The organism is Novosphingobium sp. 550D (assembly GCF_057401885.1).
Window position 1 is genome coordinate 206,687 of sequence record NZ_CM171613.1, and the last position, 14,918, is coordinate 221,604.

Annotated in this window: 18 protein-coding genes; all 18 read left to right on the forward strand. The window is 62.2% G+C overall.

The features are described from left to right. The first annotated feature begins 34 nt into the window (after positions 1-34). The 18 genes from AC2S2E_RS01000 (at position 35) to AC2S2E_RS01085 (ending at position 14,812) form a co-directional block, all read left to right on the forward strand. Entirely contained in the window at positions 35-1,192 is a 1,158-nt protein-coding gene (locus tag AC2S2E_RS01000; RefSeq protein ID WP_476104291.1) for a phage portal protein, read from the forward strand. Beyond that, positions 1,189-1,497 carry a DUF6127 family protein gene (locus AC2S2E_RS01005; RefSeq protein WP_476104292.1) on the forward strand — a complete coding sequence of 103 codons (309 nt, stop codon included), beginning with the start codon at positions 1,189-1,191 and terminating at the stop codon, positions 1,495-1,497. Before AC2S2E_RS01000 ends, AC2S2E_RS01005 begins: the two co-directional genes overlap by 4 nt. After that, positions 1,494-1,919 (forward strand): HK97 family phage prohead protease, encoded by a 426-nt coding sequence (locus tag AC2S2E_RS01010; RefSeq protein WP_476104293.1) that lies wholly within the window; start codon positions 1,494-1,496, stop codon positions 1,917-1,919. The genes AC2S2E_RS01005 and AC2S2E_RS01010 overlap by 4 nt, the downstream gene beginning before the upstream one ends. Positions 1,920-2,004: 85 nt before the next feature. After that, the gene (locus tag AC2S2E_RS01015) at positions 2,005-3,129 is read left to right on the forward strand and encodes a phage major capsid protein (protein ID WP_476104294.1); all 1,125 of its coding nucleotides are present in this window, start codon (positions 2,005-2,007) and stop codon (positions 3,127-3,129) included. A gap of 128 nt (positions 3,130-3,257) precedes the next feature. Beyond that, positions 3,258-3,887, forward strand: a complete 630-nt coding sequence (locus AC2S2E_RS01020; RefSeq protein ID WP_486523418.1) for a head-tail connector protein — start codon at positions 3,258-3,260, stop codon at positions 3,885-3,887. Then, positions 3,884-4,066 carry a hypothetical protein gene (locus AC2S2E_RS01025; RefSeq protein ID WP_476104296.1) on the forward strand — a complete coding sequence of 61 codons (183 nt, stop codon included), beginning with the start codon at positions 3,884-3,886 and terminating at the stop codon, positions 4,064-4,066. Before AC2S2E_RS01020 ends, AC2S2E_RS01025 begins: the two co-directional genes overlap by 4 nt. A 5-nt stretch (positions 4,067-4,071) precedes the next feature. Then, positions 4,072-4,461 (forward strand): DUF3168 domain-containing protein, encoded by a 390-nt coding sequence (locus AC2S2E_RS01030; RefSeq protein ID WP_476104297.1) that lies wholly within the window; start codon positions 4,072-4,074, stop codon positions 4,459-4,461. A 26-nt stretch (positions 4,462-4,487) separates the two neighbouring features. Next, complete coding sequence (locus AC2S2E_RS01035; protein WP_476104298.1) at positions 4,488-4,895, forward strand: phage major tail protein, TP901-1 family; 408 nt, start codon at positions 4,488-4,490, stop codon at positions 4,893-4,895. Continuing rightward, the gene (locus tag AC2S2E_RS01040; protein WP_476104299.1) at positions 4,892-5,206 is read left to right on the forward strand and encodes a gene transfer agent family protein; all 315 of its coding nucleotides are present in this window, start codon (positions 4,892-4,894) and stop codon (positions 5,204-5,206) included. The genes AC2S2E_RS01035 and AC2S2E_RS01040 overlap by 4 nt, the downstream gene beginning before the upstream one ends. Then, positions 5,206-5,406, forward strand: coding sequence for a phage tail assembly chaperone (locus AC2S2E_RS01045; protein WP_476104300.1), 201 nt, complete (start codon positions 5,206-5,208; stop codon positions 5,404-5,406). The genes AC2S2E_RS01040 and AC2S2E_RS01045 overlap by 1 nt, the downstream gene beginning before the upstream one ends. Next, entirely contained in the window at positions 5,399-5,995 is a 597-nt protein-coding gene (locus AC2S2E_RS01050) for a tail tape measure protein (protein WP_486523419.1), read from the forward strand. Before AC2S2E_RS01045 ends, AC2S2E_RS01050 begins: the two co-directional genes overlap by 8 nt. Positions 5,996-6,012: 17 nt before the next feature. Then, positions 6,013-8,355, forward strand: a complete 2,343-nt coding sequence (locus tag AC2S2E_RS01055; protein WP_486523420.1) for a DUF2460 domain-containing protein — start codon at positions 6,013-6,015, stop codon at positions 8,353-8,355. Beyond that, positions 8,352-9,173 (forward strand): DUF2163 domain-containing protein, encoded by an 822-nt coding sequence (locus tag AC2S2E_RS01060; protein ID WP_486523421.1) that lies wholly within the window; start codon positions 8,352-8,354, stop codon positions 9,171-9,173. The genes AC2S2E_RS01055 and AC2S2E_RS01060 overlap by 4 nt, the downstream gene beginning before the upstream one ends. Then, positions 9,170-9,580 (forward strand): C40 family peptidase, encoded by a 411-nt coding sequence (locus tag AC2S2E_RS01065; protein ID WP_486523422.1) that lies wholly within the window; start codon positions 9,170-9,172, stop codon positions 9,578-9,580. Before AC2S2E_RS01060 ends, AC2S2E_RS01065 begins: the two co-directional genes overlap by 4 nt. A gap of 11 nt (positions 9,581-9,591) precedes the next feature. Then, on the forward strand, positions 9,592-11,775 hold the full coding sequence (locus tag AC2S2E_RS01070; protein WP_486523423.1) for a phage tail protein: 2,184 nt from the start codon (positions 9,592-9,594) through the stop codon (positions 11,773-11,775). Positions 11,776-11,817: 42 nt separating this feature from the next. Continuing rightward, positions 11,818-12,270, forward strand: a complete 453-nt coding sequence (locus tag AC2S2E_RS01075; RefSeq protein ID WP_486523424.1) for a DUF2793 domain-containing protein — start codon at positions 11,818-11,820, stop codon at positions 12,268-12,270. 161 nt (positions 12,271-12,431) lie between these two features. Continuing rightward, complete coding sequence (locus tag AC2S2E_RS01080; RefSeq protein WP_476104307.1) at positions 12,432-13,544, forward strand: OmpA family protein; 1,113 nt, start codon at positions 12,432-12,434, stop codon at positions 13,542-13,544. Positions 13,545-13,780: 236 nt separating this feature from the next. Beyond that, positions 13,781-14,812 (forward strand): IS110 family RNA-guided transposase, encoded by a 1,032-nt coding sequence (locus tag AC2S2E_RS01085; protein WP_066531508.1) that lies wholly within the window; start codon positions 13,781-13,783, stop codon positions 14,810-14,812. Positions 14,813-14,918 lie beyond the last annotated feature (106 nt).

A 14,918-nucleotide genomic window follows, 5' to 3' on the forward strand; every position in this document is an offset into this window, starting at 1 on the left:
CATTCGCCCACCATTTCATCTTGAAAGGCGACCCATGAACCTGCTTGAAACAATCGCTTCCGCCTTCAAGGGCAAGGGAGCCCGCGTGCCGCTGGCGCAATCCTATGTCTCGCCATGGTTGTTTGGCGAAAGCGGCGGCGGTCGGCTGCCGTTTGACTATCATCAGGCGGTGCGCCGCGCCTATCTGGAAAATCCGGTGGCGCATCGGGCTGTTCGGCTGGTGGCCGATGGCATTGCCGGCGCGCCGCTGGCGCCCACCGATCCTTCGCTGGCCATGCTGGTGCTGGAAACCTCGGCGGGGCAATCCTTGCTCGAAACGCTGGCCAGCCAGTTGCTGCTTCACGGCAATGCCTATGTGCAGATTTTGAAGGATGGCATGGGCTATCCGGTCGAACTCTTTGCCCTGCGCCCGGAACGGGTGACGCTGGTGTTTGGCCATGATGGCTGGCCCACGGGCATCACCTATCGCGTGGGGGATCGGTCGATGACCATCCCGATGTGCGATGCCGATGCCTCGCCCAATATCATCCATATCAAGGGCTATCATCCGGGCGATGACCATTACGGCGCGGGATGCCTTGGCGCGGCGGATCAGGCGGTGGCGACGCATAATGCGGCGGCCAACTGGAACCGGTCCTTGCTGGAAAATGCGGCGCGGCCTTCGGGGGCGCTGGTCTATGATGCGGGCAATGGCGCGGGGCTTTCGGGCGAACAGTTTGACCGGCTGCGCGAGGAATTGAACCGGGTGTTTTCCGGTTCGCCCAACGCCGGGCGGCCGATGCTGCTCGAAGGGGGCCTGAAATGGCAGTCGATGTCGATGTCGCCCGCCGACATGGATTTTGCCGCGCTGAAATCGGCCGCCGCGCGCGATATTGCGCTGGCCTTTGGCGTGCCGCCGATGCTTCTGGGCCTGCCGGGCGACAGCACCTATAACAATTACAAGGAGGCCAATAAGGCGCTCTGGCGGCTGACGCTGCTGCCTTTGGCCGACAAGCTTCTCTCCGCCATTGCCGAGGGGTTGGAGACATGGTTCCCCGATGCGCGTCTGGCCATCGACCTCGACCGCATCCCTGCTCTGGCCGAGGACCGGCAGGCGCTGTGGAGCCAGATCAATGCCGCCAATTTCCTGACCGATGCGGAAAAGCGCGAAATGCTCGGCCTTCCTGCTCTGGCCCAAGAGGTGCAGCCATGAAGCGCGAAGAGATGCTGGCCCGCCTGATGGCGCAGGAAAATGCCGAAGGGGGCGATCTGGTCACGCTGCGCGCGATTGTCGAGGAGGCCAGCGAATTGGGCGCGGCGCGGATGCTGGCGCGCATGGGGCTCAACGATGATGGCGCGCCTGATGATCTGTCCGAATTGCGCGAATTGCTGCGCGCATGGCGCGACGCCAAGCGCAGCATGTGGAAGGCCATCGTCGATTGGGCGGTGCGCGCGGGACTTGCTGCCATTCTGGTGGGCATTGCCATGCGTTCCGGGGCGGGAGGTTTGTTGAAATGACCACCGCTTCTGAAGATGGCCTGCGCTTTGCCGGATACGCCGCCCTGTTCGACAAACGCGATGCCGGGCGCGACACGATCCGTCCCGGTGCCTTTGCCCGCACATTGGCCGAACGCGACGCCCGCCGCCAAGGCCCCCTGCCCCTGTTCTGGCAGCACAATCCGGACCAGCAGATCGGCTGGATCGAAAATGCCGCCGAGGACGAGCGGGGCCTGCGCGTGATCGCCCGGATCGACAACCCGGCGGGCGGCGCGGCGGCTGCTCTGAAAGCGGGCAAGGTCACGGGCCTGAGCTTTGGCTATCGCGCCCGCGCCTTCAACCACGATGCGCAGGGGCGCGAATTGCGCGACATCGACCTGTTCGAGGTCAGCCTTGTAACCCACCCGATGCAGCATGACGCGCGGGTCCACATGGTCGCCTGAGCGCGGCCAACCATCACGATTTTCCCGTTTTTCGTCGAGCCGCCAATTTTGGGGGCGGCTTTTTTGTCAGAAAGGTAAATGCCTCATGGAACATGAAAACCTCAACGCCGGTCTCGACGCATCGTTCGACATCGTGGCGCGTCAGGAAGCTGCCGACGCCGCGCTGAACGCCCTGCGCAGCGAAATCGAGGAAGTGAAGTCGCGTTTCCGTGCCCCCGCTCGTCCGCCGCTGGCCGGTGCCATGGGTGGCAACCATGAAATGAAGGGTTTTGTCGATGGCTATCTGCGCGCCGGCCGCGACACCGAACTCAAATCGCTCAACACCGTGACGATGAGCGATGGCGGCTTTGTCGTCCCCACCGCGCTGGATCAGCAGATTGCCGAGCGCCTTCTGCGCCTCAGCCCGATCCGCGCGATTGCCCAGGTGGTTCAGACCACGACCTCGGACTATCGCAAGCTGATCGCCACCGGCGCGCCCCAGTCGGGCTGGGCCAGCCAGACCGGCGCCCGCACCGAAACCATCTCGCCCAAGTTTGCCGAAATCATCCCGCCCTCAGGTGAACTCTATGCCAACCCATCGGCCACGCAGTTCATGCTGGACGATGCCGGTTTCGATGTTGAAGCATGGCTGGCGGGCCAGATCGCGGGTGAATTCGCCCGTGCCGAAGGCGCCGCTTTCGTGTCGGGCACCGGCACAAATCAGCCGCTGGGCTTCCTGACCGGCGCGACCAGTTCGACGGCTGACGATGTCCGCAGCTTTGGCACGCTTCAGCATCTGGGTTCGGGCGATGCGGCAGGTCTGGGCACCAACCCCGATGACAAGCTGATCGATATGGTCATGGCGCTGAAACCCGGCCACCGTCAGGGCGCGGTCTGGGTGATGAACGCCGCCACCATTGCCCAGATCCGCAAGGTCAAGGATTCGACCGGCGCCTATATCTGGCAGCCCTCGGTGATCGAAGGTCAGCCCAACCGCCTGCTGGGCTATCCGGTGGTCGAAGCCTCCGACATGCCCGATGTGGCGGCCAATGCCCTGCCGATCGCCTTTGGCAATTTCCAGAACGGCTATCTGATCACCGAACGCTTTGGCACCCGCCTGCTGCGTGATCCGTACAGCAACAAGCCCTATGTCAACTTCTATGCCACCAAGCGCGTGGGTGGTCAGGTGCTCGACAGCGACGCGATCAAGCTGCTCAAGATCACCGCTTAAAGGCTCTCCCCGGCTGGTCGGGGCCTTCCATTCCTCTCCTCTCCGGCCAGCACTGCCTGGCCCCCGCGTTGTGGCGCCGCCCGCGCGCGGGGGCTCATTTTCCAATTCCTGCAAATAGGGAGACCGCCATGACGCGGGTTATCGTCACGCCCCCGGTGCTACCACCTGCGGCGCTGGCCGAGCTGAAGGATTGGCTTGGCATCACCATTTCGGCGGACGATGCGGGTCTGACCAGCCTGCTGGGCGCCGCGCTGGACGTTTGCGCCGATTATATCGGGATGGCGCCTTTGGGGGCCACCTATGAAGAAACCATCGCTGTTCCCACCGGGCGGATGGCCATTCCCGGCCCGATGGATTGGCAAAGCTGTCATTTTCCCGCCGACTGGTCGGGGCGATGTACGGGGGACGGGTGGCACCGCTTGGGTGTGCGCCCGGTTTCGGCGCTGATCTCGGTCGATGCGCTGAGCAATACCGGCACCCGCAGCGCCTTGGCGGAAAACGAATATACCACCCGCATCGACGGCGAAGGCCAATGCGCGATCCGCATCCCTGCCACCACTGGCATCGAGCGGGCGGTGATCCGCTTTACCGCGGGCCTTGCCTTGGATTGGTCCACCCTGCCCGAATCCCTGCGCCACGGCATCATGCGCCTGGCCGCGCATCAATATCGTCAACGTGAAAGCGCCGGGGCCGACGCCCTGCCCCCTGCATCGGTCACCGCGCTTTGGCGGCCTTGGCGCCGGATGCGCATGGCATGATCTCGGCCTCGTTTCAGCCCGACCCTGGCCAATTGACCGCCGCGCTGAACCGGCGAGCAGAGGCCATAGCCGAGGAAGCCGCAAGAGAGGCCCAGAACAATCGCGACAACACCGCCATGTGGCGCGATGCGCGCTTGCTCTGGCCCGCTTTCACCACCCAAGCCGCAGATCAAGGATAGACCTCATGGAAATTCCCCTGCGCGCCGGCCTGATCGGTTGGCTCAAAAGCGATGCGGCGCTGGCCGGCCTGTTGAACGCCATCACCGAGGAAGCGCCCAGTCGGACCGCCCTGCCGTGGCTGGCGATTGCCACCAGCGCCAGCGTGGACTGGAGTACGAAAACCGAACCCGGCTATGAAACCCGCATCGCCGTCGAACTTCAGCTTCGCGGGGATCGACCCGAAGATGGGGCCGCCCTGACCGGCGCGGTGCAGGCCCGCATTGCCGCCATCCCGCGCGATCAGGGCGCCTTTCGCATCGTCACGCTGCAATTCCTGCGCAGCCGCGCCGAAGCGCGCGCCAACAACACCCGCGCGATGCTGTTGGAATATCGTTTCCGCACCATCGCGGCCTGAACCCTTTCCTTATCCAGGAGATTCCCATGACCGCTCAATCCGGAGCCGCCTTTCTGCTGAAAATCACCGATGGCGGCACGCCCGCCACGTTCAACACGGTGGCGGGCCTGCGCACCACCCAAATGTCGATTGCGGGACAGGCCGTGACCATCACCACCAAGGACAGCGCGGGCTGGCGCGATCTGCTGTCGGGCGCAGGCGCGCGCACCATCTCGGTCAGCGCGGCCGGTGTGTTCATGGGATCGGCCGCCGAAACGCGCATTCGCACCAATGCGCTGTCGGGCACGCTCGACACCTATCAGCTCAGCTTTGAAGACGGCAGCAAGATGCAGGGCAAGTTCCTGGTCCAGAAGCTGGAATATTCGGGCGATTACAACAATGAGCGATCCTATACGATCCAGTTGGAAAGTTCGGGCGCGGTGGTGTCGGTATGATCGACCCCGCCAACAGCTGGCGCGGAGAGGCCAGCCTGATCATCGCGGGCGAGGCGCGGGTCCTGCGCCCCAGCTTTGCCGCGCTGGTCGCGGCCGAGGATGAGTTGGGGCCGCTGTTCGCCTTGGTGGAACGGGCCGCAGCGGGGCAATTGCGCCTTGCCGAATTGATCGGCCTGTTCTGGCACTGCCTTGCCCGGCGCGATGGGATCACCCGCGAACAACTGGGCGAAGCGGTGGTGGCTCAAGGCTTGGCAGGCGTATCGCCGCAATTGCGCTGCCTCCTTGGCCAGATCCTGCAAGGCGAAGGGTAATGGCCGACAGGGCCAGTTTTGGCGAAGGCGCGCGACGATTGTCCGGTCTGGCGGCAAGGCTGCTGGGGTGGCGCCCCGATGAATTCTGGGCCGCTACGCCTGCCGAACTGGCCGCCATTCTGGCGCCTGATGCCGCCCCCGGCACCGCCCCGCTCACCCGCGAGGAAATGAACCGCTTGATGGAGCGTGACCATGGCTAATTCTTCAAGTTCCAGCGGATCGGACACGGTCCAATCCCTGTTGATTGATGTGCGCGCCAGCACTCAGGGTTTTGCCCAGGACATTTCGGCCATGCGCAGCGGTTTTGATACGACGCTGCTGCCCGGTTTTACGCAGGCCGGATCGGCGCTCGATAACGCGCTGACGCAAGCTCTGAAACGCGGGGCCACCGGATTTGGCGATCTGCGCAACACGGCGTTAAAGGCCTTGGCCGACATTGCCGCCAGCGCTTCGACCAGCCTGTTGTCCAGCGCCTTGGGGCTGGAATCCAGTTCCAGCACGACTTCAAGCATTTCCTCATTGCTGGGATCGATCCTTGGCCTGCCGGGACGGGCGACGGGCGGCCCGGTCTCGCCGGGCCAGGCCTATCTGGTGGGCGAACGGGGACCGGAATTGTTCGTGCCCACCTCGGCCGGGTCGGTGGCACCCAACAGCGCGCTTGGCGGCGGATCGCGCGATGTCCGCGTCTCGATCCAACTGAACGGCAGCGGCAGCGACGCCCCGGCCGCCATGCAGCGATCCAGCCGTCAGGTCGCCAGTGCCGTGCGCCGCGCGCTCACCCAATCCTGATAGAATAGGAAAATCCCATGGCCTTCTGGCTTGCTTCCACCCGCGAGGGTCAGGAAACCGATTGGATCGCGCGGTTTGATCCCCGGTTCTGGACGGTGAATTTCCCCCGCCCGATGATGGCCGCGATCACCACGCCCGCACCTGACGCCTTGCGGCTGAATGCTTGTTTCCTGACGCAGGGCGATCTGGCGGGCTTGATCTGGGACAGCGAGGATACGCTGGACCATCCCTTGCTCGCCTATGCCACCAATCGCGATTATGCGGGCACGACCTTGTCCTTTCGCTGGCGCTCGGGCGGCCTTATTCCTTTGGATCAGGTCAATGGTCCGACGCTGACCATCGAAGGGCGCGATGCGACGGGCGCGGCGCGGACATGGTATGTCCGCCTGTGGAACTTTGCCATCGGATCGGGTGAAGACGCGCAGATCACCCTGCCCTTTTCCGAAGTCTTTGGCGGATGGTCGCGCGAATTGGGGATGGACCCGCTCTATCCCTCCGACATAGACCGGATGTTCATCTCGCTGGTCCCCACCGCCTATGTGGCGGGATCGACCGCGCCTTTGGCCACCGGATCGAGCGCGTGGGCAGAGATGACCAATATCCGCGCATCGGGCCAAAAGGCGATGTTGAAAACCGGCAACGTCTTTGTCCCGCCCCACGGATTGGCGATGTCGACGGCCTATGACGACAGTTTCAACCAGACTCCGGCGCGGCTGATGCGAACAATCCGCCAATTGGGCTATCGCGGCAGCGTCCTGCACTATGTTGGGATGAGCCATTTCTTTCAGCTCACCGCATCAGGCAGCGATTTTCTGGTGGGCCTTTCCAGCGATCCCTTATGCGGACCGGCGCGGGCGTGGCATGCTGAATTCTTCGCCACCTGCAAGGCTTGGGGCTATTCGCCCATTTCCTCGCTGTCCTATGAAGTTTTGGCCTCGCATTGCCCCGCGGCATGGCAACAGCGGGCCGCCAATGGCGATGCTGCGCTGACGGGCTGGTCGCCGCCCTCGACGCTGATGTCACCCGCCAACACGGCGGCGATGGCGTGGCAACAATCGGTGGCGGCCGCCTTTGCGCAATTGATGGTCGATGCGGGATGCGATGTCCGATTTCAGGTGGGCGAGCCATGGTGGTGGGTCATGGCCGATGGCCGGATCTGTATCTATGACGATGCAGCCAAGGCCAGTTTTGGCGGCAATCCGGTGGCCATTCCCGATCTGCGGGCGCCGCTGAATTCGGCCCAAACCGCGCTGCTGGATCAGGCGGGCGCGATGCTGGCGGCATCAACCATCGCGCTTGCCAATGCCGCGCAGGCCGTGGCGCAGAGCGCAGGCGCGGTTTGTGAAACGCTGCTGTTGACCTTTGTTCCGACGGTTCTGGATGCGGCCACGCCGGAGGCCAAGCGGGCCAACATGCCCGTGGGCTGGGCCAGCCCTGCCTTCGACCGGTTGCAGGTCGAGGATTACGACTGGTTGACCGCGGGGGCCGATGCACAGCGCCATGCGGCCTATCAACTGGTCAATGAACGGCTGGGCTATCCACCCGAACAACAGGATTACCTGTCCGGTTTTGTCCTGCTGTCCACGCAAACCGCCCAATGGCGTTTTATCGATCAGGGAATCGTCGAAGCGCGTGATCGGCTGGCGCATGAAATCTTCGTCTGGGCGCTGCCGCAAGTTTGCCGCGACGGTTTTGTCGCCTTGCCCTATTCCAAGGACAACAGTGATATGAACGCTTTTGACGATGTCGCCTATCCTTTGCCGCTGGGGCTGGACACCAAAATCAGCCCGTCTTTTTCGACCAGCGTAACCACGACGGCCTCCGGCTTTGAACGGCGCAACAGCTTGTGGAGCGATGCCAGGCTGAGCTTTGATGTCGGACCGGGCATCCGTTCGGAGGCGGATCTGGGCACGCTGCTTACATTCTTTCGCGCCCGGCGTGGCCCAGCGCGCGGCTTTCGCCTGTGCGATCCCAGCGATTTCAGTTCAAAGGATATGACCGGGACGCCCACCGCCAACGATCAGATCCTGGGCACCGGCAATGGCAGCAGCACAAGCTTCGCTCTGGTCAAGCGTTATGGCACGGATAACGATGCGCAATTGCGGCGAATTACACGTCCTCGCAGCGGATCGGTGCAGGTCAGCGTCAATGGCATTGCCATGGCCAGCGGTTGGACATTGGGCGCGCTGGGCGTGGTGCAGTTCGCGTCACCACCTGCCTCCGGAGCAATCGTGCGTGCCGGCTTTCTGTTCGACGTGCCGGTGCGTTTTGAACAGGATCGGCTCGATGTTTCAGGCCTGACCTTCCTTGCGGGCGAGGCGCCTTCGGTTCCTCTGATCGAAGTGCGGGAGGCAGTATGAGCCGGGTATGGTTTGCGCAAGAACTGGAAACGGTCGCAACCTATTGGCGGATCATGCGCCGCGATGGGGTAACGCTGGGTTTTTCCACGCATGATCGCGATCTTTGGTTCGACAATGTCGCCCATCTGGCCGCGCCGGGGATGATGCCCGCCGCGATCCGGCGCACTTGCGGATTGGATGACGATTCGGCCGAAATCCACGGCGCCATCAGCCATGACGCGATCAGCAGCTTTGATCTGCAATCCGGTCGGTTTGACGGCGCGCGCGTCATTGTAGGCGTCGTGGATTGGGAAACGATGGAGCATCAGGCGCTTTATCGAGGCGAGATCGGCACGCTCAGTCAGCAGGAAGTCCAAGGCTTTGTGGCCGAACTGGCATCGAGCAAGGCCGAGTTGGCGCGCGATCCCATCCCCCGCACCAGCCCGACCTGCCGGGCCGAATTTTGTGGCCGCGAATGCGCCTTGTCCGCCGCACGTTTCAGCCATGAAGCGACGCTGTTGGCGCATGATCTGGACAGCAATCTCATTCATCTGACGACCTCGCTTGACCTCGATCTTCTGCTGGGCGGGCAACTGCGATGGATCGATGGGCCTTACGCAGGCATTTCCATGACGATCACCGGTCGGTCGGGCAGTTTTCTGATGCTGGACCATCCGCTGGATCAGACGTTGACCGCAGGCCTCCGCGTCGAATTGCGTGAAGGGTGTGACCACACTTTGGCCACGTGCAGCCAACGCTTTGGCAATGCGATCAATTTCCGCGGCGAACCCTTCCTGCCCGGAAACGATCTGGTGGTCCGCTATGGTGTGTCGGGATGAGCAGGGGGCCGGATCTGGCGCAGGCCGCCGAAGGTCTGGTCGGCACGCGCTTTCGTCTGCATGGACGCCATCGCGAACATGGTCTGGACTGCCTTGGTGTGTTGGCCGCATCGCTGCGCGAGATCGGTTTACCGGGTGATTTTCCAACCGATTATGCATGGCGCAACACCAATGCGCAGCGGCCGGCTGATCTGGCCGCCCGTTGGAATTTCGTGCCCGCCCAAGGCGTGATCCAGCCCGGTGACGTCATCCTGCTGAGGATGAAGGCGGCCACGCTGCATTTCATCATCGCCGTCACCCAAGGCGCTTTCATCCATGCCCATGCGGGCCTGCGACAGGTCCTCCTCGCCCCCCTCATGCCCGAGGGGGAGATCGTGCAGCACTGGCGTCTTGATCCAAAGCTTTAAGGAACCAGAACATGGCTACTCTTTTGTTCACGGCAATCGGCACCGCCTTTGGCGGGCCTTTGGGTGGCGCTTTGGGTGCCCTGGTCGGCAGTCAGATCGACGGTTCGATTTTCGGCACCAAGAAACGACAGGGCCCGCGCCTGCAAGACATGAGCGTCACGACGTCCACATATGGCGCAACCTTGCCGCGCCATTATGGTCAAATGCGCGTTGGCGGCACCATCATCTGGGCAACCGATTTAAGCGAGCATGCATCGACCACCGGCGGGGGCAAGGGCCAGCCATCGACCACAAGCTATAGCTATACGTCATCCTTCGCCGTTGCTTTGGCCAGTCGGCCCATTCAGGGTATCGGTCGGATCTGGGCTGATGGCAAATTGCTGCGCGGGGCTTCGGGTGATCTGAAGGTCGGGGGAACATTGCGTATCCACACGGGTGCCGATGATCAACCCGTCGACCCGCTGATGGCTGCGGTCTTGGGGGCGGCCAACTGTCCGGCGTTTCGAGGCACGGCCTATGTCGTGTTTGAAAGCCTCCAACTGGGCGAATTCGGCAATCGGTTGCCCAGCCTCAATTTTGAAATTTTCTGCGATGAAGGAACGCTCAATCTGGGCGCTCTTGTTCACGATTCGGTCGATGAGGCGCGGGCTGACTTGCCGGTTGAAGGCATCCTTGGCTTTTCATGCAGCGACCCGTTGGCCGACACATTGGCGACCTGGATGCCGGTTGTCCCCATCACTTGCGATGCAGACGGCGGCGGATTGACCATCGCCCATCAAAATGGCTCGGTTACACGAAGCCTGGGTGAGCCGGTGGCAGCCACTACGTCGGGTGACTTCGGCGGCAAAGCAGGATTTAGCTGGAAGCGCACCCCGCCCAGCAAGTCGCCCCCGCGAACGCTGCGCTATTACGATCTGGACCTTGATTACCAACCCGGCTCCCAACGCGCGCCGGGCGCGACCTTGCCCGGTCAACCCAAAACGATCGACCTGCCGGTTTGCACCACCAGCGGTCAGGCCTTTCGCCTGATCTGCAGCGTGGCACAGAACGAAGGCTGGGCACAGGAAACCATTCAGTGGCGATGTGCGGAGCTCGATCCCGCGATCACTCCGGGTACATGCGTCACACTGCCCGATATCTCTGGTGTCTGGCGGGTGGATGACTGGGAATGGCGTGATACCGGTATTGAACTGGGACTGTCGCGTATCGCGCCAACCCAAACGCTGACACTTGGCACAACGACGTCGGGCCAAGCCAATCTGGCTTCCGATCTTATACTGGGTCCGACGCAGATCGTGGCGTTTGAATTGCCGTCTGATGGCACAAATGCCGGTGACAGCGGCCTGATCTATGCCGCGCTTTCGACATCGGGCAACACATGGAAGGGAGCCACCATCTATGTGGATGACGGCACGGGCGCGCTGATCCAAATCGGCAACAGCAGCCGCCAGATGGCCACCATTGGCAAGACCGCAACGGCTCTGGCCAGTGGGCCTACTCATCGGCTGGATCGGCAAAACACGGTCGAAATAGAATTGGCAAATGATCATTTGGCACTGGTCGATGTCACCATGGCCGAATTGGCCGCGGGCAAAAATCGTGCCTTGCTTGGCCGCGAGATCATCCAGTTTGGCCGTGCGGTCCCGCTGGGCGGGACACGATGGAGGCTTGAACAATTGCTTCGCGGCCGAGGTGGCACAGAAGCCCAAACCGACGGTCATGCAATTGATGAAGACTTCAGCCTTATCGACGACACGATCACGGAACTGGACAAAAGCAGGATTGGCACCGCGCCAAACGTGTTGATCGCCGCCATGGGCCTTGGTGATGCCAGCCCGGCGGAATCGTCCATCGCATGCCGAGGTATCGCAACCCGTCCTCTTACCCCAGTCCACGGTGCGGCAGTATTCCAGACCGATGGCAATTTGGCGCTCGCTTGGACCAGGCGCGCGCGGGGCTGCTGGACTTGGTCGGATGACGTGGACGTACCGCTTAAAGAGGAAAAAGAGGCCTATATAGTGGGCTACGGCCCGACGGCTGCGCCCTATGCCTATTGGCAGGTAGGCACACCCGAGCTGACACTTTCTCCAGAGGCGCAGGCGACGCTGGTCACCAGTCATGGACACGCTTCGATCTGGGTCAAGCAAAGTGGGACCTATCAGTCATCCGACGCCCTGTACCTCTGCGCCCTGTGAATTTCCGAATGAAACAACCGAATAATCCTAAGGAGAGTTTTCATGAGCGACCCGCTGACCTTTGAAAATTCCAGCCCGCGTTTCGGCTTGCCCTTCCTCTATGTCGGACAGGCGCAAAAGGAGTTCTACGTCAACGAAGCCTTGGCGCGCGCGGACACTCTATTGCACTGTGCCATCGAAGGCACAGCTGCTACGCCACCTGCAACACCGGCCAATGGAGACGCATGGCATATTGCATCAGCGCCCACTGGTGAATGGAGCGGGCAGTCAGGCAAAATTGCCAGCTGGCAAAGCGGGGCTTGGACATACATCACCCCTCAAGATGGCATGCGCATTTTCAATCGAGCAACCGGCCAATCTTGGCTTTACTTTTCCGAGTGGAAAATTCCGCAAGAAGTAACCACACCCACAGGCGGAGGGAATGTCGATTCGGAAGCAAGGGCGGCCTTAAATCAACTGATTGCAGCATTAAAGTTGGCAGGTATTTTACCCTAAGAGGTTCATCGCGCAGAAAAGCGCCAAAGCCAGCATTCCGAATTGTCGCACATGTGCCCAATATGCAACAGTCTTTGGAATTTCTCGGCTTGCACCCCTGTTAGCGAGGCGGTAGACCTGCGACCAATTGGTAGCCTCTCACTCGCACAAGGGGAAAACACATGCGCAAGATTGCCTTGGGCTTGGCGTTGGCATCGACTGCCCTCGCTACGCCGGCACTGGCCAAAGACAAGACCTGGTACGTCGAAGGCGACGCCGGTGGTGTCATCGTAGAATCCAACCCCGTCGCCAACGTCACCGCTGGTGGCACGGCTCTGGGTAACATCAAGTCGAAGCTCGGCTACGACTTCGGCGGTATCGTCGGTTATGACTTCGGTCCCTTCCGTCTGGAAACCGAAGCCAGCTATCGTCGCGTGAAGACCAAGTCGTTCGAAGCTGCGAACGGCACCACCTACACCTACTCCAACGGTCAGGTCGCAGGTAGCACCAGCGCACTGAGCTTCATGGCCAACGGCCTGCTCGACTTCGGTCCCGACAACGGCCTTCAGGGCTTCATTGGCGGCGGTGTCGGCGTTGCTCGCGTCAAGAGCTTCAACGCAACCTCGGTTGCTGCTTATAACGTTAACGATTCGGCCACCGGCTTTGCTTGGCAGGCCATTGCTGGCGTTCGCGCTCCCATCAGCAAGAACTGGGATCTGGGCCTGAAGTATCGCTACTTCAACGCTCCGGGTGCTGACCGCTTTGTGGGCTTCACCGGCAACACGCTGTCGGAAAAGTTCCACTCGCACTCGCTGCTGGCGACGCTGACCTACAACTTCGGTGCTGAACCGGCTCCGGTTGCTCCGCCTCCGCCTCCGCCGCCCCCGCCGCCGCCTCCGCCGCCTCCGCCGCCTCCGCCGCCTCCGCCGCCCCCGGCTCCGGTGTGCAACAAGGGTCCCTACATCGTGTTCTTCGATTGGGATAAGGCCGACATCACCCCTGAAGCAGCGTCGATCCTCGACAGCGCTATTCAGGCCTATGGCAACTGCGCTTCGGTTCCCGTCGTTCTGGCTGGCTATGCCGACCGCTCGGGTACGCCCAAGTACAACGTGGCCCTCTCGGCTCGTCGTAACGCTTCGGTCCGCGGCTACTTCACCTCGCACGGCATCGCTGACTCGGCGATCTCGAGCCAGGCCTTTGGTGAAGCCAACCCCCGCGTTCCGACCGCCGACGGCGTTCGCGAACTTCAGAACCGTCGCGTGGAAATCACCTACGGTCCGGGTTCGGGCAACTAAGTCCAGCCTTTCAGGCAGACACGGAAGGGGCAGCGAAAGCTGCCCCTTCTTTTTTGCCAGCCAGCCTGACGCTTAGCAATCCAGTCATTTGCCGCTTACGGCCAAAACCAACACGCGAAACAAACCAAAAAAACAGGCTGGAACTCATAATCGAGCCCAGCCTTTATGGGATGGCCCGCCCCTTTTCCCCGGCATCGGATATGATGCTGGTGCTTGAAGAGGAAAGGAGCGGACCGATGTCTATTGTGATCCTTGGCGTTGATTTGGGCAAGAATGCCTGCAGTGTGGTTGGCGTGGATGCGGCGGGAGCTGTCGTCGTACGCAGGTCGATGCGCCGCCAGACGCTGGTCGACTACGTTGCCAAGCTTCCTGTGTGCGTGGTCGCGATGGAGGCATGTTGCGGTGCCCATTATCTGGGGCGCCTGTTCGCCGCGCACGGACATGAGATCCGGCTGATGTCGCCGGAGTACGTACGGCCGTATGTCAAAGCACAGAAGAACGATGACCGCGACGCCGAGGGGATCGCGGAGGCCGCCTCGCGTCCAACGATGCGCTTCGTCGAACTCAAGACCCAGGAGCAGTTGGACATCCAGACGCTCCACCGGGTTCGCTCGCGCCTGGTGGCTGAGCGCAGGAGCCTGACCAACCAGTTGCGGGCGATCCTGCTGGAGCGCGGGACCATTTTCCCGGTTGGGCGGCGCAAGCTGGAACTCGGCATCGATGCCCTGCTGGCCGATGAGGATACGACCTTGTCACCGCGTCTGCGCCAGTTGGTGGCCGAACTGCGTGCCGAATGGCGCGAACTCGATACCAGGGTGGAAGCGCTGAACGGCGAGTTTGTCGAGCTGGCGCGCAATGACGCGGCTGCCCGGCGGCTCACATCCATCCCCGGCGTCGGGGTGCTGAACGCAACTGCCCTGATTGCAGCCGTGGGCGATGCCAGCAGCTTTGCCAAAGCCCGAGACCTGGGTGCCTGGCTCGGTCTGGTGCCCCGTCAGCATACTACCGGCGGCAAGCCGCGGCTGCTCGGCATCTCCAAGCGAGGCAACACCTACTTGCGCACCTTGCTCATCCACGGTGCCCGAGCAGCATTGCCGTCGCTGGCGCGAAGCGAGACCCCGTTGGGGCGCTGGTTGACAGGAATGATCGAGCGAGGAGTCCACCGCAATGCTATCGTCGTCGCGCTGGCCAACAAGCTGGCGCGGATCGCATGGGCGGCCTTGCGCAAGGACGCGACGTTCGAACGCGGCTACCCAGTCGCGGCATAACCGGATCGGCCGCACGCATCTTCGTGCATAGGCCAACGATGTTTGCAGGAAGGATCGTGAAGATGGCCTGACAGTCGATCGGCGTCTGGAAAGCCCGGCCAAAAAA